The sequence below is a fragment of the Methylobacterium sp. 37f genome (genome assembly GCF_023093475.1).
Taxonomy (GTDB): Bacteria; Pseudomonadota; Alphaproteobacteria; order Rhizobiales; family Beijerinckiaceae; genus Methylobacterium.
Genome location: NZ_JAGHKN010000033.1, coordinates 1 through 23,754, shown reverse-complemented (window position 1 = coordinate 23,754; position 23,754 = coordinate 1). Strand labels below are relative to the sequence as shown.

The 23,754-nt window shown below is 66.3% G+C and carries 22 protein-coding genes and 1 tRNA gene; 14 read left to right on the top strand and 9 right to left on the bottom strand.

The genetic code is table 11. The features are described 5' to 3' along the window. Position 1: 1 nt before the first annotated feature. Positions 2-77 (bottom strand) — tRNA-Thr (locus J7U37_RS19005). A gap of 221 nt (positions 78-298) precedes the next feature. On the opposite strand from J7U37_RS19005, the gene J7U37_RS19000 reads away from it, so the two are divergent. From J7U37_RS19000 to J7U37_RS18990, 3 genes are read left to right on the top strand one after another with little or no spacing between them, the layout of a single operon-like run. Continuing rightward, entirely contained in the window at positions 299-772 is a 474-nt protein-coding gene (locus J7U37_RS19000) for a TerB family tellurite resistance protein (RefSeq protein ID WP_247636702.1), read from the top strand. Between the two features lie 13 nt (positions 773-785). Continuing rightward, a complete protein-coding gene (locus tag J7U37_RS18995) occupies positions 786-1,184 on the top strand; it encodes a CidA/LrgA family protein (protein ID WP_056189791.1) in 399 nt (132 codons plus the stop codon). Next, complete coding sequence (locus J7U37_RS18990; RefSeq protein ID WP_247636701.1) at positions 1,181-1,897, top strand: LrgB family protein; 717 nt, start codon at positions 1,181-1,183, stop codon at positions 1,895-1,897. Before J7U37_RS18995 ends, J7U37_RS18990 begins: the two co-directional genes overlap by 4 nt. Before the next feature lie 3 nt (positions 1,898-1,900). On the opposite strand, the gene J7U37_RS18985 is transcribed toward J7U37_RS18990, so the two are convergent. After that, positions 1,901-4,012, bottom strand: coding sequence for an ABC transporter ATP-binding protein/permease (locus J7U37_RS18985; RefSeq protein ID WP_247636700.1), 2,112 nt, complete (start codon positions 4,010-4,012; stop codon positions 1,901-1,903). 144 nt (positions 4,013-4,156) lie between these two features. Further along, the gene (locus J7U37_RS18980) at positions 4,157-4,453 is read right to left on the bottom strand and encodes a hypothetical protein (protein ID WP_082503598.1); all 297 of its coding nucleotides are present in this window, start codon (positions 4,451-4,453) and stop codon (positions 4,157-4,159) included. A gap of 191 nt (positions 4,454-4,644) precedes the next feature. Between J7U37_RS18980 and J7U37_RS18975 the strand changes: the two genes are divergently transcribed. The 3 genes from J7U37_RS18975 (at position 4,645) to J7U37_RS18965 (ending at position 8,181) form a co-directional block, all read left to right on the top strand. Beyond that, positions 4,645-5,277: a 2OG-Fe(II) oxygenase gene (locus tag J7U37_RS18975; protein ID WP_247636699.1), complete on the top strand. Its 633-nt coding sequence runs from the start codon at positions 4,645-4,647 to the stop codon at positions 5,275-5,277. A gap of 177 nt (positions 5,278-5,454) precedes the next feature. Beyond that, complete coding sequence (locus J7U37_RS18970) at positions 5,455-6,981, top strand: DUF1800 domain-containing protein (RefSeq protein ID WP_247636698.1); 1,527 nt, start codon at positions 5,455-5,457, stop codon at positions 6,979-6,981. 12 nt (positions 6,982-6,993) lie between these two features. After that, positions 6,994-8,181 (top strand): DUF1501 domain-containing protein, encoded by a 1,188-nt coding sequence (locus J7U37_RS18965; RefSeq protein ID WP_247636697.1) that lies wholly within the window; start codon positions 6,994-6,996, stop codon positions 8,179-8,181. Positions 8,182-8,301: 120 nt separating this feature from the next. Here J7U37_RS18965 and groL read toward each other — a convergent pair whose 3' ends face one another. Further along, a complete protein-coding gene (gene groL, locus J7U37_RS18960; protein WP_056189806.1) occupies positions 8,302-9,954 on the bottom strand; it encodes a chaperonin GroEL in 1,653 nt (550 codons plus the stop codon). Between the two features lie 97 nt (positions 9,955-10,051). Then, positions 10,052-10,339, bottom strand: a complete 288-nt coding sequence (gene groES, locus J7U37_RS18955) for a co-chaperone GroES (protein WP_055886789.1) — start codon at positions 10,337-10,339, stop codon at positions 10,052-10,054. Between the two features lie 213 nt (positions 10,340-10,552). Between groES and J7U37_RS18950 the strand changes: the two genes are divergently transcribed. The 4 genes from J7U37_RS18950 to J7U37_RS18935 all read left to right on the top strand — a co-directional run bounded on the left by J7U37_RS18950 (position 10,553) and on the right by J7U37_RS18935 (position 15,957). Next, positions 10,553-11,557, top strand: coding sequence for a magnesium transporter CorA family protein (locus tag J7U37_RS18950; protein WP_056189809.1), 1,005 nt, complete (start codon positions 10,553-10,555; stop codon positions 11,555-11,557). Positions 11,558-11,649: 92 nt separating this feature from the next. Then, positions 11,650-13,122 (top strand): lipopolysaccharide biosynthesis protein, encoded by a 1,473-nt coding sequence (locus J7U37_RS18945; protein ID WP_247636696.1) that lies wholly within the window; start codon positions 11,650-11,652, stop codon positions 13,120-13,122. 120 nt (positions 13,123-13,242) lie between these two features. Then, complete coding sequence (locus tag J7U37_RS18940) at positions 13,243-14,430, top strand: FAD-binding protein (RefSeq protein WP_247636695.1); 1,188 nt, start codon at positions 13,243-13,245, stop codon at positions 14,428-14,430. Between the two features lie 144 nt (positions 14,431-14,574). Further along, positions 14,575-15,957: a heterodisulfide reductase-related iron-sulfur binding cluster gene (locus J7U37_RS18935; RefSeq protein WP_247636694.1), complete on the top strand. Its 1,383-nt coding sequence runs from the start codon at positions 14,575-14,577 to the stop codon at positions 15,955-15,957. Positions 15,958-16,002: 45 nt separating this feature from the next. Here J7U37_RS18935 and J7U37_RS18930 read toward each other — a convergent pair whose 3' ends face one another. The 3 genes from J7U37_RS18930 to fumC form a co-directional block, all read right to left on the bottom strand. Then, positions 16,003-16,224 carry a ribbon-helix-helix domain-containing protein gene (locus J7U37_RS18930; RefSeq protein ID WP_247636693.1) on the bottom strand — a complete coding sequence of 74 codons (222 nt, stop codon included), beginning with the start codon at positions 16,222-16,224 and terminating at the stop codon, positions 16,003-16,005. Positions 16,225-16,623: 399 nt separating this feature from the next. After that, positions 16,624-16,815: a DUF4169 family protein gene (locus J7U37_RS18925; RefSeq protein ID WP_247636692.1), complete on the bottom strand. Its 192-nt coding sequence runs from the start codon at positions 16,813-16,815 to the stop codon at positions 16,624-16,626. Between the two features lie 14 nt (positions 16,816-16,829). Next, positions 16,830-18,242, bottom strand: coding sequence for a class II fumarate hydratase (fumC, locus tag J7U37_RS18920; protein ID WP_056189826.1), 1,413 nt, complete (start codon positions 18,240-18,242; stop codon positions 16,830-16,832). A gap of 324 nt (positions 18,243-18,566) precedes the next feature. Between fumC and J7U37_RS18915 the strand changes: the two genes are divergently transcribed. Further along, positions 18,567-19,940, top strand: a complete 1,374-nt coding sequence (locus J7U37_RS18915; protein ID WP_247636724.1) for a cytochrome P450 — start codon at positions 18,567-18,569, stop codon at positions 19,938-19,940. A gap of 193 nt (positions 19,941-20,133) precedes the next feature. Here J7U37_RS18915 and J7U37_RS18910 read toward each other — a convergent pair whose 3' ends face one another. Then, a complete protein-coding gene (locus tag J7U37_RS18910; protein WP_247636691.1) occupies positions 20,134-20,799 on the bottom strand; it encodes a ClpXP protease specificity-enhancing factor SspB in 666 nt (221 codons plus the stop codon). Between the two features lie 401 nt (positions 20,800-21,200). Between J7U37_RS18910 and J7U37_RS18905 the strand changes: the two genes are divergently transcribed. The 3 genes from J7U37_RS18905 to J7U37_RS18895 all read left to right on the top strand — a co-directional run bounded on the left by J7U37_RS18905 (position 21,201) and on the right by J7U37_RS18895 (position 23,444). After that, positions 21,201-22,058, top strand: a complete 858-nt coding sequence (locus J7U37_RS18905) for a CPBP family intramembrane glutamic endopeptidase (protein ID WP_247636690.1) — start codon at positions 21,201-21,203, stop codon at positions 22,056-22,058. A gap of 94 nt (positions 22,059-22,152) precedes the next feature. Further along, positions 22,153-22,947 (top strand): thymidylate synthase, encoded by a 795-nt coding sequence (locus J7U37_RS18900; RefSeq protein WP_247636689.1) that lies wholly within the window; start codon positions 22,153-22,155, stop codon positions 22,945-22,947. Continuing rightward, positions 22,947-23,444: a dihydrofolate reductase gene (locus tag J7U37_RS18895; RefSeq protein ID WP_247636688.1), complete on the top strand. Its 498-nt coding sequence runs from the start codon at positions 22,947-22,949 to the stop codon at positions 23,442-23,444. The genes J7U37_RS18900 and J7U37_RS18895 overlap by 1 nt, the downstream gene beginning before the upstream one ends. Positions 23,445-23,754: the final 310 nt, after the last annotated feature.

The following is a 23,754-nucleotide window of genomic DNA, read 5'->3' as shown; positions in this document are numbered from 1 at the left end:
GTGGTGCCGCAAGAGGGATTCGAACCCCCGACCCCCTCATTACGAATGAGGTGCTCTACCAGCTGAGCTATTGCGGCTCGGTTCCGCGACGGGCGTTGAAGCCAAGCCGAACCGTGTGGTGGTGGGTCATATCGGGCGGCGCTGCGGATGGCAAGCTTTCTGAATCCTGCTGCCAGGGTGAAAGGGCGGGAAACGATGCATCTCTGACACGGTCACGGGCATTGTCCGATACGTCTGAGCCGATGCTTGACGTCTCATCAGCTGCCCCCGAAGGCTTCCAGCGACGCTTGAGGTTCTGATGTCCCTGATCGCCCGCCTTCGTGCCTACGCCGTCGATACACTCGGCCTCAAAGACTCTACGCACGCTGGCGGTGAGGCCGATGAGCGCCTCGCTGCGATCGCACTCCTTGTTCACGTCGCGCGCGCCGATGGCGTCCTGGCTCCGGAAGAGACGGAACGGCTTGCCCGCCTTGTCGAAGGTCGTTTCACCGAGACCCGGAGCGAAGCCGAGGTCTTGATCGCTCGTGCCGCCGATTTCGACGCCGAAACCCGGGATATGGCGCAACTGGTCGAGATGATCGGCCACGCCGTCGACAAGGAGCGGAGAGGGCGGCTGCTGGCGATGGCTTGGTCCGTTGCAGGTGCGGACGGCGTTGTTCACGAATTCGAAGAGGCGCTCGTGCACCGCCTGGGCGGTCTGCTCGGTTTCGACGAGGCTGCCATAGCCGATACGCGGCGCGCTGCCGCGGAAGGGCCACTTGCCCTGAATTGACTGGGTTGCTGCGATGATCCTCTGCCTGACCCTGATTCTTTTCGCGCAACTTTGCGGCGAGGCCCTGGCCCATGCCACCGGGTTACCGGTGCCGGGACCCCTGATCGGAATGGCGCTGCTCCTGTTGTTTTTGATCCTAAGAGATCGGGCACCACGATTGGGTCCACGCCTGTTAGCGCTCCCGCTGATCGATGGCCGCCTGGAGGGGACCGGGAAGGGGCTCCTGGCCAATCTCTCGCTGATGTTCGTGCCGGCGGGAGCCGGCATTGTCGGGCGCCTTGACGTCCTTGCCGCACAGGGCGTGGCCCTCGGTGCGATCGTACTAATCTCGACGGTGGCAACATTGGCAGCCACTGCGGTCACGTTCGTCGCTGTCTCGTACGCGTTGGCGAAACCGAAGGCGCACCCGTGACCCCGGATTTTGCTGTCTGGGTCTATCTCTCGCGTACGCCGCTGCTTTGGCTGACGGTGACGCTACTGGCCTACGTCGTGGCCGATCGGATCGCTCAGGCAACCAACCGTCATCCCTTGGCCAATCCCGTATTGATGGCCATAGCCCTCACGGCGACGGTTCTGGAGACGACCGGCACACCCTACGCCACGTATTTCGATGGCGCTCAGTTCGTGCATTTCCTGCTGGGGCCTGCGACGGTTGCCCTGGCGATTCCGCTCTATGAATATCGCGCCACCGTGCTGCGTTCGCTCGCTCCAATGGCGGCGGCCCTCATCGTCGGCTCCGTAGTGGCTCTGGGCTCGGCCCTGCTTCTTGGCCAAGCGTTCGGCATTCCTCGCGAGGTCATCATTTCGCTCGCGCCGAAGTCGGTGACCACTGGCGTGGCCATGGGGATCGCCCAGACTTTGGGGGGCGACCCGACCTTGGCGGCCGTGATCGTCATGCTGACCGGAATGACGGGCGGTATCCTGGTCACGCCGCTGATGAACGTTCTGCGCATTCGGGACATGCGCGCTCGCGGCTTCGCAGCGGGCCTTGCTGCGCATGGGGTTGGAACGGCACGTGCTTTTCAGGTCAACGAGGTTGCCGGCGCGTTCGCGGGGATCGCCCTTGGCTTGAATGCCTTCCTCACTGCGATCCTGGCACCGATTGCACTGACCTTTCTGCGCTGACCTCTACTGAGCGACGACAGTCGAGGAAACCTCCCGAGGAGTGAACCGGCCGTCGTCGACCGGTTGCATGTCGATGCGCCGGTCGTGGAGGGCATGAAGGGTCGAGCGATGCCCGATGGACACGATTGTTGTGCCAGGAAGTCGCTCCCGTAGCATGCGATAGATCGCAGCTTCATTGGGCTCATCAAGGGCGGCCGTGGCTTCATCGAGAAACAGCCAATCCGGTTTGGTCAGGACAGCCCGGGCGATGGCGAGGCGCTGCTGCTCACCACCGGACAGGCGCCGGTCCCAGCTATCCACTTCGTCGAGCCGGTCGGCAAATTGCGGAAGTTGTGCCGCGACCAGTGCGTCTCGGATTGCCGCATCCGTGAATTGATCCGTTGTGTTCGGGTAGACCACCGCTCCACGTAACGTACCGAGCGGGAGGTAGGGCCGCTGTGGTAGGACGAGGGCTGACTGGCCAGCCGGGACGTCGACCCGACCTCGACCGAAGGGCCAAACCCCAGCGATCGCGCGGAACAGCGTCGATTTGCCGGAGCCGGATGGGCCGGTGACCAGCGTCGCTTTCCCCCGTTGGAGCGTCAGCCGTTCCGCCGTAACGATCTCGCGGTTGTCCGGAAGGGCGAGCGTGAGGTTCCGGGCGACCACCTCACCGGTGGTTTCGTTGCCTTGCACGAGGCCATACCCCGCCGCTGAGAGGGCCTCCGCTTTCGTCATTGCCCGTTTGAACGAGCCAAGACGAATCGTATTCGCCCTGTAGGAAGCCAGCGTCAGATAGGAGGTGATGAAGAAGTTCAGCGATTCCTGCACGCTTCCAAAGGCGCTGGACGTCTGCTGCAAAGCGCCGAGGGTGATCTTCTTGGCGAAGAACGACGGCGCGGCGATGACCAGCGGGAAGATCGCGCTGGCTTGCCGATAGCTGAAGGTGAAGGCGATCAGCTTGATGCGTCGAAAGATGATGCCGACGTAGTTGTCGATGATTGCATGAAACAGGGTGGCGAGCCGCGTGCTCTCAGCCCGCTCGCCGCGCAGCAGCGCGATCTGCTCGGAGTAGATGCGGTTTCGAGCGAGCGAGAAACGGAAATCCGCCTCGACCTGCTCCTGGCGGAAGTTAAGCCCGATGAGGGGACGCCCGATCAGATGGGTGAGCCATGTTCCGACCAACGCATAAGCAATCACCAGCCACACCAGGAAGCCCGGGATCACCATGTCGGTGAAGGGCAGGACGAAATCGCGGCTCAGTGTCCAGAGCACGACGATAAATGAGACGAGCTGAGCCGCCTGGGACAACAGGCGAATTGATACGCCAGCTGTCTGCTGGATGAAGGCGTTCACGTCGGATTGGATACGCTGATCCGGATTGTCGGCATCTTCGTCGGTGAAGGGAATACGGTAGTGCGTACCGGCGCCGAGCCAGCGCTCGTAGAGGCTGTGGGTCAGCCAGGTGCGCCAGCGGATGTGCAACGAGGAATCGACGAACAGGTCGAACATGCCGATGGCGATGTTCAGGAGGGCCAGCGGGACGAAGATCCAGGCCAGCTGATACCAGAAAGCCTGCTGGTCGTATTCCTGGATGGAGTTGTAGAGGTCACGATAAAAAAAGTTGAACCGCAGCGTCAGCGCGACGTCCGCAAAATTGACGAAGATCGACAGCGCGACGAGCCGCTGGCCGATTTGACCCTCTGTGCGCCCGAACCAGCGGAACAGGCCGATCTCCTTGGTCGGCTTGTCTCGGTTTGCAAAATACGGGTCGGCGATCAGGGTGATGTCGCGGACCGGTTTCCAATGTGAGATGGCGAGGACCACGCCGGCGAAGACCACGGCGCCCGTGGCAGCGAAGGCTGGGGGCAGCAGTGCCGCCACGACGGCGGGCAGGATGCCCATGGCGGCCAGCGTTTTCGAACCCGCGAGCAGCACGTAGCCGATCCCGTAGACCGACACGAAAACCTTCAGGTAGTCGGAGAGTTTGCCGGACGCGATGAGGATCGCCGCCATGGCGAAGCCGCTGAGGCTGACATACAGCGGCGTGGACACGCCCGGCAGGATCAGAAGAGCGAGAGCGAAGAGCGCCGTGATCCCGGCTTGCAGGCCGAGGCCTGTCCTCAATGCGGGCACGTGCGCCTCCCCTTGTCATTGTTCTTATGGCTGGATGCCAAGACGGCACGGATTGCCGGTGGCATTGCCGTCCGGTCGTGGCGAGATCGTGGCGCTGCCCTGCGACCTCCGGCAGCTCGGCTTCTGCCCGCGTCGACGGAACCGCTACCAGTCCCAGTCACCGAAGTCGGGCTCGCGGCAACGATAGCCGATGGGACATTCCGGGTTATCGCGTGTCGGAACGAAGCGCAGTTCTGCAATCTCCGTCAGATTGCACTGACTGCGGTCCCGTACGAAGCGCTCGGCGGCTGCGTTGCCGGGGTTGATCCAGAGCGATCTTCTGTCCTTCACCAAGGCCATGGCATCGGCGCAGGTCAAACGCTGGGTCGAGGGGAGGGGATTCTGAGCACTGGCCGGCGTCACCAGGATGGCGCAGAGGGCGAGTGCGAGGCATCTCGTCACGATACGCGGCGCCGTTCCTCTGTTTCGATGCGGACAAGCATGGCAGTTTCCGTGTGACGCGGAAAGGGGTTGCCGTCCGCTTGCCGCAATCGCGCGCTCTATCCACCGAGATTGCGCCCCGCGGGCGCTCAACCCAGTGCGCGACCACCGGCTAACGGTTCGGTCCGCCGGAATGGACGAACGTCTGAGCCATGACGGGACTGTCGATCCTCAATCTCGATGCCGTGCGTGCCGCTCCCGTATCGCGGGAGCCCTACAGCTTCTTTCTCGGAAACGACGTTCTGAAGCCGGAAGCCGTCGATGAGATCCGCCAGGATTTTCCGGCGATCGCCAAGCCCGGCTATCTCACCGTCGACGAGGTCGCCTTGAAGGGCCGCTTCAAAGCGCTGATCGAAGAACTGGAAAGCGACGTTTTCTCGCGGATCATGGGTGAGAAGTTCGGCATCGATCTCGTCTCATGTCCGCGCCTCACCACCATCATGAAGCGCAGTCAGCTGAAATACGGCTCGATCCACACCGATGGCCCGTCCAAGGTGATGACGATGCTGATCTACATGAACGACGCCTGGGACGCTCCGGCGGCCGGGCGCCTGCGGGTACTTTATGACGGCAAGAACTATGAACCCTTCGCGGTCGAGGTCCCTCCCACCATGGGCACGATGTTCGCGTTCCTTCGCGCTGACAATTCCTGGCACGGCCACGAGCCTTTCGAGGGCGAGCGTCGCGTCGTGCAGGTGGCTTGGGTCAAGGATGCGAACGAACTCGAGCGCAAGAAAAAGCGTAATCGTACCGCCCAGTTCCTGAAGGGCATCTTCGGCCGGTAAGTGCACCGTCCCGAAGGGTTGGGTCCAAGTTCGAAGGGGGGGCCGACAGGTGGCAGGCGGTAGGCCACAATCTGGTTTCCTGTCGGTTTCTCCGCCGCGCCTGCCTTCTCCCCGACATTCCACCGCCATGTTTCCTCGGCGAGTTGCACCTTACGGATAAGCCGAAGGGGGCGACTCATGTTGAGGTTGTGTGACGCGGCCATCGTTCGCACTGCTCTCATTTGGGCAATCCTGACCTGTGGGCCGGTATTTGCAGCGCCCGTCGGGTCACCGTCGTCGGACCTTGCGCTTCTCGACGCGCTGACCTGGGGAGCGACGCCGACGAGTTTCTCCGCGCTGCTGGCGCAAGGGCGGGAAGCCTGGCTGTCGGCGCAACTGCGGCCGTCCCACGCGATGGTACTCCCCCCCGTGGCTCAGGCCCAAATCCATTCGATCCAGCCGCAGGGCGCTTTGATCGATCGCGTCGTCGCTTTCGACGCACAAGCCAAGGCCGCGAATGGGCTCGCCGATCTGAACGCCAAGAAGGCGGCTCAATCCGCCTATCAGGGCGCCTTGAACGACGCCTGCCGGCAATCACTGACCGCCACGATTCTGCGAGCGCTCTACGCGCCGGATCAGGTTCGGGAGCGGATGACCTGGTTCTGGTTCAACCGCTTCAACGTGCATCAGGGCAAGGCCAATCTGCGCGTCCTCGTCGGCGACTATCTCGACACCGCCATCCGCCCCCATGCCCTCGGGCGATTCCGCGATCTCCTGACTGCGACGCTCGAGCACCCGGCGATGCTGCGCTACCTCGATAACGTCGAGAATGCTGCTGGTCGGCTCAACGAGAACTACGCCCGCGAACTCATGGAACTTCACACCCTCGGCGTCGGAGGGGGGTACGCGCAGCACGACGTGGAGGAATTGGCTCGTATTCTCACGGGGGCCGGTATCGATTCGCGGCCCGAAAACCCCAGGGTGAAGCCAGAGCTTCAGGGCGATCTCGTCCGAAAGGGGCTCTTCCTGTTCAACCCGGCCCGGCACGATTACGGCAGCAAGGTTCTGCTTGGTCATACCATCCACAGTCGTGGCTATGCCGAGATCGAGGAGGCGCTCGACGTTCTGGCCCGGCATCCCGCGACCGCCCGCAACGTTTCCCGGGCAATGGCCCTCTATCTGATGGGGCGTTCGCCCTCGAATGCTCTCGTCGATCGGCTTGCCGCGGTCTTCACTCAAACGGACGGCGATACCGCGGCAGTCCTGGGCGCGCTCGTCCACACGCCCGAATTCATGGACGCGGCCGGCTCGGGGTTCAAGGATCCGGTCCGCTATGTTTTCTCGGCCCTGCGGCTGGCCTATGACGACCGGGTCATTTTGAATACGACCCCAGTCCAGAACTGGTTGAATCGCCTCGGAGAAGGCCTCTTCAATCGCTCGACACCCGACGGGTATCCGCTCGACGCTGCTGCCTGGAGCGGCCCCGGCCAGCTCACGACGCGCTTCGAGATCGCGCGCCAGATCGGCTCCGGCTCGGCGGGGCTGTTCAAGTCTGGCGCCCTTGATGCGGTCGAGGAACCTGCCTTTCCGCTCCTGCAGAATGGTCTCTATTTCGGGCCGCTGGTGGCGACCCTCACGCCGCGGACGAGGGACGCCTTGCGTCGGGCGGTCTCGCCCCAGGATTGGAACACGTTGTTCCTGTCCTCCCCCGAGTTCATGCATTGAGGAGGCGGATCAATGAACAGACGCGATCTCATCCGCGCTGCCGCCGCCTTCGGTGCCAGCACCGTCGCGGGCCGGGTGTGGGCGGCGCCCAAAGCCGATGCCCGCCTTCTCGTCGTCTTCCTACGGGGGGCTTACGACGCCGCCAATGTGGTGATCCCGACCGGCAGCGACTTTTACTATCGAGCCCGGCCAAATCTGGCGGTGGCTCGACCCGATCCGGCGAACCCGGCGGCAGCCCTCCCGCTCGATGCCGACTGGAGCCTTCATCCGGCGCTGCGCGAGACGATCCTGCCGCTCTACGCGAAAGGAGAGGCGGCCTTCGTGCCGTTCGCCGGTACGAACGACGTCACGCGCAGCCACTTCGAGACGCAGGACACGATCGAACTCGGACAGACGGTCGGTGATTCGCGAAATTACCAATCCGGGTTCATGGCGCGCCTCGCCGTGGAATTGACGCGGGTGCGCCCGATCGCCTTCACCGAGCAATCACCCCTGATCTTCCGGGGACCCGATCCCGTGCCCAACATCGCGATCCACGGGATCGGCAAGCCGGGGATCGACGAGAGGCAGGCCGCTCTGATCCGGGCTATGTACGCGGGCGGCCCCCTGGCAAGCGCGGTGAACGAGGGCTTTCGGGTCCGCGACGAGGTCTATCGGACGATCTCCGATCACCAAGCACAGGCGGATCGCGGCGCGGTTTCGCCCAAGGGGTTCGAATTGGCCGCCCGTCGCATCGGCCGCCTGATGCGGGACCAGTTCAACCTCGGCTTCGTCGATGTCGGTGGGTGGGATACGCATGTGAACCAGGGCGGTGCAACCGGCTATCTCGCCGACCGCATCGGAGAGCTTGGCCGTGGCCTTTCCGGCTTCGTCCAGGAGATCGGCGCCGGCTGGACCGATACTGTCGTGGTCGTGGTTTCCGAGTTCGGTCGGACCTTCCGCGAGAACGGTAATCGCGGCACCGATCATGGTCACGGTAGCGTCTACTGGGTGCTCGGGGGCGGGGTACGGGGCGGCCGGATCGCCGGTCCGCAGGTTCGGGCCGACGAAGCTCATCTGTTCCAGAACAGGGACTATCCGGTGCTCACCGATTATCGGGCGATGCTGAGTGGTCTGTTGCAGCGCATCTACGGACTCGATGCAGCCAGTCTCGGTCGCATCTTCCCGGACGTCTCCCCAAGCGATCTCGGGCTGGTCTGAGCCCGTAGACCTCCGCGCGCTGCGTCGTCGGTGCGCGCGTTTTCGTCCGGTCACAACATGAAAAAAGGGGCCGCCTTTCGGCGACCCCCTTGTTTACGGTGCTCAGATGTCTTGGACGTATCAGAAGTCCATGCCACCCATGCCGCCGCCCATGCCGCCGCCGCCGCCCATGGGGGCGCCGCTGTCCTTCTTCGGAGCATCGGCGATCATGGCCTCGGTGGTGACGAGGAGGCCGGCGATCGAGGACGCATCCTGAAGGGCGGTGCGCACGACCTTGGCCGGGTCGACGATACCGGCCTGGATCATGTCAACGTACTCTTCGGTCTGGGCGTTGAAGCCGAAGGTGATCGAAGAGGTGTTGTCAGTGATCTTGCCGACCACGATCGAGCCCTCGACGCCGGAATTGGCGGCGATCTGGCGGATCGGCGCCTCAAGGGCCTTCAGCACGATCTTGATGCCGGCCTGGACGTCCGGGTTGTCGCTGGTGAGGGCGCGGACGGCCTCGCGGGCACGGAGGAGGGCGGTGCCGCCGCCGGGGACGATACCCTCTTCCACCGCAGCGCGGGTGGCATTGAGCGCGTCGTCGACGCGGTCCTTCTTCTCCTTGACCTCAACCTCAGTCGCGCCGCCGACGCGGATGACCGCGACGCCGCCTGCGAGCTTGGCCAGGCGCTCCTGGAGCTTCTCACGGTCGTAGTCCGAGGTGGTCTCCTCGATCTGCGCCTTGATCTGGCCGACGCGGGCTTCGATGTCCGCCTTTTCGCCGAGACCGTCGATGATCGTGGTGGTCTCCTTCTCGATGCGGATGCGCTTGGCGCGGCCGAGCATCGGGAGGGTGACGTTCTCGAGCTTGATGCCGAGGTCCTCGGCGATCATCTGACCCTGGGTCAGGATCGCGATGTCCTCGAGCATGGCCTTGCGGCGATCGCCGAAGCCGGGAGCCTTGACGGCCGCGACCTTAAGGCCACCGCGCAGCTTGTTCACGACGAGCGTGGCGAGCGCCTCACCCTCGATGTCCTCGGCGATGATGACGAGCGGCTTGCCGGTCTGCACCACGGCCTCGAGAACCGGCAGCATCGCCTGGAGCGACGAGAGCTTCTTCTCGTGGATGAGGATGTAGGGGTCCTCGAGCTCGGCGACCATCTTCTCCGCATTCGTGATGAAGTACGGGGAAAGGTAACCGCGATCGAACTGCATGCCCTCAACGACGTCGAGCTCGGTCTCGGCGGTCTTGGCTTCCTCGACGGTGATGACACCCTCGTTGCCGACCTTCTGCATGGCGTGGGCGATCATCTCGCCGATTTCCTTGTCGCCATTGGCCGAGATGGTGCCGACCTGGGCGACTTCCTCGGACGAGGCGACCTTCTTGGCGCGGCTCGTGATGTCCTTCACGGCAGCGGTGGTGGCGAGGTCGATGCCGCGCTTCAGGTCCATCGGGTTCATGCCGGCGGCGACGTACTTGGCGCCTTCGCGGACGATGGCCTGGGCCAGGACGGTGGCGGTGGTAGTGCCGTCGCCAGCGATGTCGTTGGTCTTCGAGGCCACTTCGCGCACCATCTGGGCGCCCATGTTCTCGAACTTGTCGGAGAGCTCGATCTCCTTGGCGACGGTGACGCCGTCCTTGGTGATGCGCGGAGCGCCGAAGGACTTCTCGATGACGACGTTGCGGCCCTTGGGACCGAGCGTCACCTTGACGGCGTCAGCGAGGATGTCGACGCCGCGGAGCATCTTCTCGCGGGCATCGGAGCCGAAACGGACTTCTTTTGCTGCCATGTTCAAATCCTTAAGTTGTTGAGAGCCCTGAGGCGCTCGAAACGAGAGCGCGCTCGAAGGACTCAGCTAGGATCGAGGGAAGAAGGCGGGCCGCGCTTTAGGCGACGACGCCCATGATGTCGGATTCCTTCATGATCAGGAGGTCCTGACCATCGATCTTGACTTCGGTGCCGGACCACTTGCCGAACAGGACGCGGTCGCCGGCCTTGACGTCGAGCGCGTTGATGCGGCCCGCCTCGTCGCGGGCGCCGGGGCCGACGGCGACGATCTCGCCCTCTTGCGGCTTCTCCTTGGCGGTATCGGGGATGATGATGCCCCCCTTGGTCTTCTCTTCGCCTTCGATGCGGCGGACGACGACACGGTCGTGCAGCGGACGGAACTTCATGAGCTGCCCTCTTGCTTCAAATTCGTGGACGGCGTTGATGCGGCGCGGCAGCGCGCTCAACCCAGGCCGTTAGCACTCTCTCTAGGTGAGTGCTAACGATGGCGCCGAGTTAGGCGCGTGGCTCCGTCGAGTCAAGACTGTCGCAGGGTCCGACGACGTTCCGACGACAGGATCCTTCCTTCATTTCACACCCCGACGGAAAGTCCTTCGCGGATGATCGAGCTTCATGGACCGCAGGGTGCGGTCGAGCCTGCGGCGCCAGATAGCGCCTATCCCTCCCATGCCGTCTGGATCGACCTCAAGGATCCGAGCAGTGCCGAGGCAGAGCGGGTCCAACTTGCCACCGGCATCAGCGTACCGTCGCGCAAAGCGCTGAGCGAGGTCGAGAATTCGAGCCGTCTGCGCCGGATGAAGAGCGGTTTCACGCTCTCCACGCCGATGATCACCTTCGACAAACTGGATTCTCAGCTCAAACCCCTCGGCTTCGTCCTGACGAAGGATCGCCTGCTCACCGTCCGCTTCCACGATCTGCGGGCCTTCGCGGAGGTCAAGAGGCGGATCGATGCCGGAGACGGACCGGGCACCACCAGCACGGAGATCTTCCTTCTGCTGGTGGAGGAACTGGTCGACAGTCTCGCAGACGCCCTCGAGGACATGGGCGCGGACCTCGACGCCCTCTCGACGCGGATCTTCGATTTCGATGTCCGCAGCAGCGCCGCCACCGGGGACATCAGGGTCCCGCACCAGAACCCCCGCCGGCGCGACCTGGCCCTTCGCCGTATCCTGCGCGGCATCGGTCGACGCGGAAAGGCGCTCGGGAAGATCCGCTCCAGTCTCCTCGGACTGGAGCGGATCGTGCCGTTCGTCGCAAACGAATGCGAGCATATCCTCGGGGAGGAGCAGGTGCCGAGATTCGAGGCGATGCGCCGGGACATCGCCTCCCTCGACGAGTTCGAAATTCGCCTGTCGGAGAACGTGCAGTTCCTCCTCGACGCCACGCTGGGCCTCATCAGCATCGAGCAGAACAACACCTTCCGGGTTCTCACCGTGGCTTCCGTGGTGGGTATCCCGCCGACGCTGATCGCCTCGATGTACGGCATGAACTTCAAGCACATGCCGGAACTCGACTGGCTCTACGGCTATCCTTACGGCCTGACCCTGATCGCGCTCAGCGCCATCATTCCGGTCGTTTTCTTTCGGATTCGGGGCTGGATCTGAGGGCGTGACGAATTGTTCGGTCGCGCGTGCGAAACCAACCCGGTTGCATCGCTGCCCGTCCAAGCAGCCTTCGAGGATGAAGTGTCCGCGCCATGGCCGTGATCGCTGCCTTCGTCCTCAATGCAGGTCTGAACTTCGTCCTCGGGCTCCTGATCGCCAAGCTGCTCGGGCCCGCCGATTTCGGCCTGTTCGCTTTGGCGACCGCCGGTGCGATCGTCGCAAACACCATCCTGTTCGAATGGCTTCGCCTGTCGGCGACGCGCTTCTATTCCGTTCGGGTGCGCGTCGATGAGCCTTGGATCCGCCACGGGCTCGACCATGCCTACGCGTTTCTGGCGCTGGCCCTGTTCGCTGCGGCTTTGCTCTGTGCCGTGTTCGGCGTCTCGCTTCAGCCGGGTGCGGACAGCCATTTCGCGATCACGGCCGGTGCTGCGGTGGCCGCGCTGGGCATCGGGGTTTTCGACTATCATGCCGCGCTCGTCCGCGCGCGCTTTGACGGTGCGCTCTACTTCAACCTCGTCGCGGTCAAGAATGCCCTCGCCTTCGTTCTGATGGCGGGGGCCGCCTGGTACTTTCCGCAACCGGTCTGGGTTCTGGTGGCGGCCGGTATCAGCCAGGCCGTTGCTGTCCTGCTTCTCTACGGTCCGATGCGCGACCCGGTCGTGCCGCGCCTGCAGGCCCGCGTCCGGGAGACTTGGCGGCTCTTCGTCGCCTATGGTCTGCCGCTGATTGCCGCGAATGCGATCTATCAGCTCCTTCCATTTCTCAATCGGGGTAGCATCGCGGCCCATGCGGGTCTTGCCGAAGCCGGCTACTTTGCATTGGCTGCCGATGTCACCACCCGGAGTATCGGTACCCTCGGCACTGCCCTCGACCTACTGTTGTTTCAACTAGCCGTCCGGGTGGAGGAGCAGGAGGGCCGTGCCGCGGCCGAGCGCCAGGTCGGACTGAACGTCGGCGTTGTCGTCACCTTGCTTCTGCCCTGCGCCGTCGGGTTCTGGGCCGTGCTTCCCGCTCTGGAGACACTGGTGGTGCCAGAAGCTTACCGTGGTCCCTTTTCCGCCTATGCCGGCGTGATGGTGCCAGGCTTCTTCTGTCTGGCGATGATGAATTTCGCGCTTAATCCGATCTTCCAGATCCGCAGACGGACTCGCCCGGTCATCGCGGCTGCCTGCGTTGGATTGGGTCTCAACGCTGCCGGGTTATGGTTCCTCCCACCCCTGCTGGGTCCCGAGGGCGTCGCGGTCGCGCAGACCCTGGGACTGGCTGCCGCGACGCTGTTGCTGGGAATCCGCGCACTGACCGGCCCGGATCGGCTGCGCCTGCCCTGGTGGGAGGTCCTGGCGGCCGGTGTCGCCTCCATGGCCATGGCGCTCTGCCTCCTGCCGTTGCGCCACATCGAGCCGACCCGTGCCCTCGCGCTCGGCGTACCGCTCGGCATCGCGGTCTACGGCGCCCTGGTCTGGTTCTTCGACATTGCCGGGTTGAGGGGCCACGCGATGGCACGCCTTTCCCGCAGCCTTCCCGGATCGCCCCGCCCCACCGAGCCGGCCTCGGTGGAATAGGACGGGCTCGGCGGAATAGACGGACTCGACTGGCTGTCATCGCCGTGATCCTCCTTTAAGGTGGTCGATGGCAGACAGGATCGAGGGCGCCGTAGAACGCTCCGAATCGGGCAGGAATCGATGCGTTCATATGAGCCTCACGATGAGGGCGCGGCGGCCGAGGTTGTTCGGGCCGCGGCCAGCGGTCCCGAGCGGCTTCGCCTCGTGGGTGGCGCGACCAAGAGCGCCATCGGGCGCCCGGCCCAGGACGAGGTGACGCTGTCCAGCGTCCGGCTCTCCGGCATCACCCTCTACGAACCCGCCGAAATGGTCGTCTCGGCTCGAGCTGGAACGCCGCTGGCGGAGGTTCAGGCCCTGCTCACGGAGCGTGGCCAGATGCTGCCCTTCGAGCCGATGGACCATCGTACCCTGATGGGGACGACCGGCGAGCCCAGTTTCGGAGCCGTGGCGGCCACCAACAATTCCGGCCCACGGCGGATCAATGCCGGCGCGGCGCGCGACAGCCTGATCGGCGTGCGCTTTGTCAATGGGCGCGGCGAGGCGATCAAGTCCGGCGGCCGGGTGATGAAGAACGTGACCGGACTCGATCTCGTGAAGCTGATGGCGGGCTCTTGGGGAACACTGGGACTGCTGACCGAGGTGACCTTCAAGGTGCTGCCGCGGCAGGAGCGGGTGGCGACCCTGGCCTTCCCGGACCTCGACGACGTCCGTGCCATCGGGGCGCTGTCCGCTGCCCTCGGCTCCCCGTTCGAGTTGACAGGGGCCGCCCATCTGCCTGCCGGAATCGCGGGTGGAACCGCGCGGACGCTGATGCGGCTCGAGGGTTTTTCGGAATCGATCGACTATCGGCTCGGCGAATTGCGCAGGCTGCTCAAGCGCTTCGGCGAGCCGGAGGTCGTCGAGGGCGATCCAGGCGCCGAGCTATGGACCGGGATTCGCGATGTCGTGGCGCTGGCCGAGCCGCGCGAGGCTGCGATCTGGCGCATCGCGACCGCCCCGACCCATGCGCCCGCCGTGACGGCGGCGATCGCGTCGCGCCGCGAGGCCCGCTGGTTTTACGACTGGGGCGGCGGCCTGATCTGGCTTGCGACGGACGCGGCGGGAGATGCCGGAGCGGAGATCGTCCGCGCGGCCGTTCGAGCGGAGGGCGGACACGCCACCCTCGTGCGGGCGCCGGAAGCTGTCCGGGCGGCGGTCGCCGTATTCGAGCCGCTGTCGGAGGCTCTGATGCGGATCACCGCCGGTATCAAGGCGGCGCATGATCCCCAGGGGTTGTTCAATCCGGGTCGGATGTATGCCGGCCTTTGAGGCTGCGCTGCTGAGAGCGATTCCAAGGCTCGGAATCCGGCGCGATTGTCTTTAAACTGACGCCGGAAGAACGACGATGCCGACACGGGGCGGGCTGCGAAGCCGCCCTGATCGACGGCGCGAGGGTGGATCCGAGGACACGCCGTGCAGACCAATTTCAGCCTGACGCAGCTCGCCGATCCGGCCATGGCGGCGTCCGAGAAGATCCTGCGGACCTGCGTCCATTGCGGGTTCTGCACCGCGACTTGCCCGACTTACCTCCTGCTCGGTGATGAACTCGACTCTCCGCGGGGGCGGATCTACCTGATCAAGGATATGCTGGAAGGTGGAAAGCCGGCCGTGCCGGAGGTCGTCAAGCACGTCGACCGGTGTTTGTCCTGTCTGTCCTGCATGACGACATGCCCGTCAGGTGTGCACTACATGCACCTCGTCGATCATGCCCGGGCGCATATCGAGGAAACCTATCGTCGTCCGTTGAGCGACCGGCTGCTGCGGGCCGTCCTGGCCTTTGTCCTGCCCTACCCGAATCGCTTCCGGCTGGCGCTCCTTGGGGCGAAGATCGGTGCGCCGTTCCGGCCCCTGGTGGCGCGCCTGCCGCGTGTCGGCAACCGCCTCGCGGCGATGCTGGACCTCGCCCCGGCGCAACTGCCGAACCGCAACCCCAACGACCGTCCGGGCACCTTTCCGGCCGATACGCGAGCCCTCGAGGCCAGCGATGCGTTGCACGGGTATGCCACGCCGTCGCGTCGAGGTCGCGTCGCGTTGCTGCGGGGATGCGCCCAGAGCGTGCTGCGCCCCGATTTCAACGAGGCGGCGATCCGCCTTCTGACCCGGCACGGGGTCGAGGTGGTCCAGGCCGCGGGGGAGGGCTGCTGCGGTGCCCTGACCCACCACATGGGCAAGGCCGACGCGTCGCACGCCCAGGCCAAGCGCACCATCGACGCCTGGATCGCCGAAATGGACGGCGCCGGCCTCGACGCGATCCTGGTCACCGCCTCCGGCTGCGGCACGACGATCAAGGATTACGGCTTCATGTTCCGCGACGACCCGACCTATGCCGAAAAGGCGAAGCGGGTTTCGGCGATTGCCAAGGACGTCACGGAGTACGTGGCCGCCATCGGCCTGATGCCCCCGATCGTGGAGACCGACCTCGTGGTCGCCTACCACTCGGCCTGCTCGATGCAGCACGGCCAGGGCATCCGCACCGAGCCCAAGAACCTGCTGAAGACGGCGGGCTTCACCGTGAAGGACGTGCCCGAGGGCCATATCTGCTGCGGCTCGGCCGGAACCTACAACATCCTTCAGCCCGAGATCGCGAACCGCCTGCGCGACCGCAAGGTCGCCAACATCGAGCGCATGCGCCCCGACGTCATCGCCACCGGCAACATCGGCTGCGCCACCCAGATCGGGAAGGGCACGGCGATCCCGATCGTCCACACGGCGGAACTGCTCGACTGGGCCACCGGCGGCCCGAAGCCGGCGGCCTTGGAGGGGATCCGCGAACGGGCGCTGCTGGCGGCAGAATAGGCAGGTCGCTGCGGGAGCAGATCGCAAGATCGGCGGGCGATGCGCTTACGGCACGCGGCGTCCGACCTCGGCCAGCACGAACACCCGAATCGCCGATGACAGGTTCTGGCCGTCGCGGCCGGCGTCGATGGTGCCGATCAGGGCCTGGACCGACTGGTCGCGCGCGGCCGCGATCCTGCGCAGCGCCTCCCAGAACGGGTCCTCCAGGGATACGCTGGTGCGATGGCCGGCGATCATCACGGAGCGCTTGGTGACCCCGGTGGTCATCGCCAGCAAACCCTCCCTGATGGTGTGACGGGCTTCCTGAAATGGCCCCTTGTCCCTGAGGGCCAGTCATGCTCCTCGGCTGATTTCGGGCTTACCCAACATCCGTCAAGCGTGTGGAGCAAGGGACGGCAGAGCCATCGCAGACGGCACCGCGCCGTCATTCCGGGGCGCCGTAGGCGAGCCCGGAATCCAGAGCCGCCGACGGTGTAACGTTCTGCACCACCTGTGTTTCTGGATCCCGGGCTCCGCTGCGCGGCCCCGGGATGACGGGGTGCTCCACGAGGTTCTTCGGCGTGCAGAGGGGCCGATGGGATTGGCCCGCCGTGGGGTGCGCGGCGCGCACTTGTCTCGAAGCGGAATCCCGAAGCTTTGCGGAATACGAGAACCATTCTCCTCGCATCACCCCTCCGAATCCGGCCCCACCAGCTTGTGCCCCTCGTGGCGCGAGACCTCGATGGCCTTCTTGGCCTCGGCCAGGGTCTTGGCCTTCTTCGGGCGACCGAAGGCGATGCGGTTGTCCGCCGCCTTCGCCTCCCGTTCCTCCCGTGCCCGGTCCTTGCGGGCCTGGCGCAGGTTGATGATCTCCGCCATGCCGGTGGTCTCCCTCACTCGGCGCTGGGCGCCAGCATCGTCTCGGGGCGCACCACGCGCTCGAACGCCTCCGCCGTGACGTAGCCGAGGCGCAGGGCCTCCTCCTTCAGGGTGGTGCCGTTCTTGTGCGCGGTCTTGGCGATCTCGGCGGCCTTGTCATAGCCGATCGAGGGCGCGAGCGCCGTGACCAGCATCAGCGAGCGGCTCATCAGGTCGGCGATCTTGTCCTCGTTGGCCTTGATGCCGACGACGCAATTGTCGGTGAAGCTCACCGCCGCGTCGGCGAGGATGCGGATCGACTGCAGCACCGCGTTGGCGATGACGGGCTTGAACACGTTCAGCTCGAAATTGCCCTGGCTGCCGGCGAAGCTCACGGTGGTGCCGTTGCCGATCACCTGGGCGCAGACCATCGTCAGGGCCTCGCACTGGGTCGGGTTGACCTTGCCGGGCATGATCGACGAACCCGGCTCGTTCTCCGGCAGCGACAGCTCGCCGAGGCCCGAGCGCGGGCCGGAGCCGAGGAAGCGGATGTCCTGTGCGATCTTGAACAGGCCCGAGGCCAGGGCCGTCAGCGCCCCTTGGGTGAACACCAGGGCGTCGTGGGTCGCCAGGGCCTCGAACTTGTTGGCGGCCGAGGTGAAGGGCAGGCCGGTCAGCTCGGCGACCTTCGCGGCGAACTTCTCGGCGAAGTCGGGATGCGCGTTGAGGCCGGTGCCGACCGCCGTGCCGCCCTGGGCCAGAGCCAGCACGCCGGGCAGCGTCGCCTTCACGCGCTCGGTGCCCAGAGCCACCTGCGCGACGTAGCCGGAAAATTCCTGGCCGAGGGAGATCGGGGTCGCGTCCTGCAGGTGGGTGCGGCCAATCTTGACGATGGAGGCGAACGCCTCCGACTTCGCCTGAAGGGCGTCGTGCAGGTGCTGCAGGGCCGGCAGCAGCCGGTCGTTGATCTCGCGCGAGACCGCGATGTGCATGGCGGTCGGGAACACGTCGTTGGACGACTGGCCGCGATTGACGTGGTCGTTGGGATGGACCGGCGACTTGCCGCCGCGCTTGCCGCCGAGCAGCTCGTTGGCAAGGCTGGCGATGACCTCGTTGGCATTCATGTTCGACTGGGTGCCGGACCCCGTCTGCCAGACCGCCAGGGGAAATTCCTGGTCGTGCTCGCCGGAGACCACCTCGGCCGCCGAGGCCGCGACGGCCTGGGCCACCTTCGGGTCGAGGGCACCGAGGTCCTGGTTGACCAGGGCGGCGGCCTGCTTGACCATGCCGAGCGCGTGGACGAGGGGCGCCGGCATCTTCTCGGTGCCGATCTTGAAATTCTGGATCGAGCGCTGCGTCTGCGCACCCCAGTAGCGATGCGCCGGGACCTCGATCGGGCCGAAGGTGTCGGACTCGGTGCGGGTGGCGGGCGTCTCGGTGGGCGACATCGTGGCCTCTTCGTCTGGTCAATCCGGACCCTACTTAAACTGCACGCCAGCAAACCGCGATGCCGCATCGCGAGCGGGCCGTGTGCCCGGCGCCGAAATGTCATGGCTCCCCAGCCATACCCTGCCAGCCCTTCGCCGGGCCCGGAGTTGTCCTCGATGTCGCCTGCCGCCGCCCAGGTCTCCCCCCAAGCCCAGGTCTCTTCCCAAGCCCAGGTCTCCCCCCAAGCCCAGGTCTCCCCCCAAGCCCAGGTCTCTTCCCAAGCCCAGGTCTTTTCTGAAGCCCAGGTCTCTTCCCAAGCTCCGCTCTCTTCCAAAACCCCGGTCATCTCAGAAGCCCCGATCCGCTTCAGGCCGGCGGTGCCCAAGCCGTTGCGCCAGCAGCCGGGCCTGTTTGGATTCCTGAAGGCGGCGCGCGCCAACCCCCTCACCACCTGGCTCGACGTCCATTTCGAGAAACAGGTGGTGGCCGCCGACGGCGCTCTCGGGCGCGTCACGGTGGTCAGCGACCCGGCCCTGATCCGCTACCTCTACGTCGAGAACGCCGCCAATTATCGCAAGGACGACCTGCAGCGGCGCGTCCTCGCCCCCGGGCTCGGCAACGGATTGCTCACTGCCGAGGGCGACGAGTGGAAGCTCCAGCGCCGCACCCTGGCGCCGATCTTCTCCGCCCGGCACGTGCTCGGCTTCAACGCGCCGATGAACGCGGCCGGCGCCCGCATGGCCCGCCGACTGGCGCGCCGCGACGGCACCCGCATCGACGTGGCCCTGGAGATGACCCGCGTCACCCTCGACGTGCTGGAGCGGACGATCTTCACCCACGGCCTCGCCAGCGATCCCGATGCCCTCGGACGGGCGATCACCCGCTTCCTCGAATCGGTCGGGCCGATCGATCCCCTCGACGTGTTCGGGGTGCCGGGCTTCGTGCCGCGCATCGGTCGCCTGCGGGCACGCCCCGCGATCCGGTTCTTCGCCGAAGTGGTGGATGAACTGATCGACCGCCGCCGCGCCTGGATCGCCAAAGGGGCAGCGCCCGACGACCTGCTGACGCTGCTGCTCAAGGCGCAGGACCCAGAGACGGGCAGGGGACTGACCGACCTGGAGGTCAAGGCCAACATCGTCACCTTCATCGCCGCCGGTCACGAGACCACGGCGAACGCCCTGACCTGGGCGCTGTACTGCCTGTCGCAGGACCCTGCCGCCCAGGCCCGGGTCGAGGCGGAGGTCGATGCCGTCCCGGCGGACCAGGATTTCGATGCCGAGGCGCTGCCCTTTACCCGGGCGGTGATGGAGGAGACCATGCGGTTGTTTCCGCCGGTGCCGTTCCTGAGCCGCCAAGCCATCGCGGAGGATCGCATCGGCCGGATCAAGATCCCCAAGGGCTCCCTGGTGATGGTGGCGCCCTACGTGCTCCACCGCCACAAGACCTTGTGGCCGGAGCCGGAGGCGTTCATGCCCGAGCGCTTCCTGCCCGAAGCCCGCGCGGAGATCCCGCGCTTCGCCTACCTGCCGTTCGGGGCAGGTCCCCGCGTCTGCATCGGCCAGAGCTTCTCGGTGCAGGAAGCCGTGGTGGTGCTGGCCCACATCGCCCGTGCCGCCCGTTTTACGCTCGCCGACGACCACGCGCCGGTGACCCCGCTCCATCGCGTGACCCTGCGGCCGGAGCACGGGCTGCACATGACGGTGCACCCGCGGGGGTGAGGCCGGGACGACGGAGGTGGGACACGCGCAGATCTTCGCGCGCTGTCATTCCGGGGCGCCGACCGAGGAAGACCTCGGGCCACCCGTGTTTCTGGATCCCGGGTTCCGCTGCGCGGCCCCGGGATGACGGGGTGATCAGGCGGCCTCTCGCCTCTTCACCCCGGAGATCTTCACCCCCGAAATTTTCGTCCCGTCAGCTCTTCTTGCGGAAGGCGTCCAGGCTGACGACCTCGGCGCTGGTTTCCTGGCCGTCCTCGGACTTCTTGGCACCGTCCTCGGATTTCTTGGCGGCCGGCTTCGCGTCCGAATCGGCCTTGGCCGCCGCCGCGGCGGTGCCGGGGGCGGCCGGGATCAGCTTCGGCACGGTGCTGCCGATGGTGGCGAGGCCGGTGCTCTTCGGCTTCATCTCGGTGGGCTCCGAGGCGGCGCCGCGCGGTGCGCCCTTGCCATTGTCGGCCGCCGACTCGTCGTCGATCGCCTCTGCGGCCGTCTCCTCCGTGCCTTCGGTCAGGTCGAATTTCAGCCCGAACTGCACGGAGGGATCGAAGAAGCCCGTCAGGGCGTCGAAAGGCACGAGCAGCCGCTCGGGAACGCCCGAGAAGGACAGGCCCACCTCGAAGGTGTGCTCGTTGACGCCGAGGTCCCAGAACTGGTGCTGGAGCACGATGGTCATGTCCTGCGGGTATTTTTCGCGCAGGCGCTGCGACATCCGCACGCCCGGCGCCTCGGTGCGGAACGAGACGTAGAAGTGGTGCTCGCCCGCGAGGCCCTCGCGGGCCGCGTCGGTCAGCACCTTGCGCACCACGCCGCGCAGGGCGTCCTGCACCAGGAGATCGTAGCGGATCAGGTCGTCTGCCATCTGCGGTCGCTTATGCCCGGTCACTGCCCGCCGTCGCGCGCCGTGAGGGCGCCCCGGGTCGGATGAAAATCGATGGGGAGCGCCGGTGCCCGGCCCTCCCAGAACCTCGCCTGAACGGCTCGGGGCCGACAGGATCTCTCCCGGACGAAACAGGACATCTCGGTCCAGGACATCGCGGCCTGCGCCGTGATCTGCCGCGCGTCCGAGCTTCCGCCAAAACCTCCGGCCTGTCGAGCCTCGGGTCCTTGCGTCCAAAAGCCCGTGGTCCGGAGAGGCGCTGCCGGGTTACCCTCCGGTCGCACCATTCGCCCGACCGCGAAACCCGACCCGGCGATGCCGGATTTCCGTCCTCGCCGAGCCTCTCGGCCAACACTTTGATTATAGTGGGAGTGCCGCCGCTTTTGAAGCCCGATGATGGGGCGCCGCTGCCCGAAGCGCGGGCGGATGTCATCCGGGCAACGACCGAGCCTCCGGGGGCGCGTGCGTTCCCCGGCCGGACCGTTCTGGGCCGCGCGCGGGCCATCGTCGGTCTGGCCTTCGCGGCGTGCCTCGCGCTGGTGGCGGCGAGCGTCCTCGCCCTGGTGATCGTGCGGGTCGGCGGCGACTGGCTCGACGGCGTGGCGCCCTTCGGCGGGGAGCGGCCGCGCCTGCATCCGCGACAGGTCGCCATGCGGGAGCTGGCCCTCGACGTGATCCGCCAGGTGATCCTGGCCGTCCTCGTCGTCGGGGCGGTGCGCTGGCGCCACGGCGCCGCCTGGCGGCGGACCCTGGCGCTTGCGCCACCGGGACCGCCGCCCTGGGGCGCGCCCGGCCTGTCGCCCGGGCGCTTCGCCCTGATCCTGCTGGCCTGGCCGCTGATCCACATCACCTGGGTGACCGGCAGCGCGGAGCTGTTCCGGATGCCGATCGGCCGGCACACGTCGCTGTCCCCGAGCCTGACCGCCGGGGCGGCGGCCCTGTGGTTCACCTACGTGCTGGTGCTGGCGCCGCTGGCCGAGGAGTTGCTGATGCGCGGCGCTTTGTTCGCCCGCGCGCGCGAACACTTCGCCCCGCCAGGCGCCATCCTGGTGACGGCGCTGCTGTTCGCCGGCGCCCATCTCACGCCCGCCGGCTTCGCCCGGCCGGTCTCCCTGATCCCGCTCGCCCTGATGCTCGGCTGGGTGCGCTGGCGCAGCGGCCGGCTGTGGCCCGGCATCGTGCTCCACGCCTGGAGCAACTTCGCGATGATCCTGTACGTCCTCGGGCCGGCGATCGGCTGAGCGGGCGCCGGCATGAAGGTGTTGACGCGCCGGCTGCCGATCTCGCCAGCTCCGGCGCGACGAGGTATTCCAAGCGCCCCGCCCCGGAGCCGCGATGCACGCCTATCACCAGCTTCTCGAACGCATCCTCCGGGAGGGGGTGCGCAAGGACGACCGGACCGGCACCGGCACGCTCTCGGTGTTCGGGCACCAGATGCGCTTCGACCTCGGGCAGGGCTTTCCCCTGGTCACGACGAAGCAGCTCCACCTGCGCTCGATCATCCACGAATTGCTGTGGTTCCTCACCGGCGATACCAACGTGCGGGCGCTCCAGGCCAACGGCGTCAGCATTTGGGATGAATGGGCCGACGCGAACGGCGACCTCGGCCCGGTCTACGGCCAGCAATGGCGGTCCTGGGTGAAACCCGACGGCGGCAGCGTCGACCAGATCGCCTGGGTGCTCGACGAGATCCGCCGCAACCCGGATTCGCGCCGCCTCATCGTCTCCGCCTGGAACCCGGCCGATCTCGACCGGATGGCCCTGGCGCCGTGCCACTGCCTGTTCCAGTTCTACGTGGCGGAGGGGCGGCTCTCGTGCCAGCTCTATCAGCGCTCGGCCGACGTGTTCCTGGGCGTGCCCTTCAACATCGCCAGCTACGCCCTCCTCACCGCGATGATCGCGCAGGTGTCCGGGTTGATCCCCGGCGATTTCATCCACACCCTCGGCGATGCGCACCTCTACGTGAACCACCTGGAGCAGGCCCGGCTGCAGCTCACGCGCGAGCGTCGCCCGCTGCCCCGGCTCGTGCTCAATCCCGCCGTGACCGCGCTGTCCGACTTCCGCTTCGAGGACATCGCCGTGGAGGGCTATGCGCCGCATCCCGCCATCCGCGCTCCGGTGGCGGTCTGATGGCCGCACCCCGCATCACCCTCATCGCGGCGGTCGCCCGCAACGGCATCATCGGCCGCGACAACGACCTGATCTGGCGCCTGCGCAGCGACCTGCGCCGGTTCAAGGCCCTGACCATGGGCAAGCCCCTGCTGATGGGGCGCAAGACCTTCGCGTCGATCGGTCGTCCATTGCCCGGGCGGCGCACCATCGTGCTGACCCGGGATACCGGCTTCGCGGCGCCGGACGTCGCCGTCGCCCTTGACTGGACCGGCGCGCTCGCGGCGGCCGAGGGCGCGGACGAGCTGATGGTGGCCGGCGGCGGCGAGATCTACGCGCTGGCGCTGCCGCATGCCGACCGCATCCACCTCACCGAGGTCGATCTGGCGCCGGAGGGCGATACGGTGTTCCCGACCTTCGATCGCGCGCGCTATCGCGAGACCCACCGCGAGGCCCATCCGCCGGGGGAGCATGACGCCTGCGGCTTCAGCTTCGTCGATCTGGAGCGAGCCGGGTGAGGGACGCGACGCAGGCCGGTCCCGTAAACCATTCCGGCGCGACCCATTGCGCATCGGGTTCCCATGCGGTTGTCTTTCGGCGGTCCGATGCCCAAGTGGCAATCTTGACAGGATTCGGTGCGCCCAGGCAGGTGCCAGGGTCGGGTCACGACGAGATCAATACTCTTGTCCACGCGGGGGAGATCCGGCCCGCCTCCTGAGGAGGCCGGGACGGAGAGCGCGGGTGGGCTTCGTGCGCGGCGCAGACGCTGCTGGAACAGGAGAGATCGGCGAGCATGCCTTGGAGCAATCCTGTCTCTTATACACACTG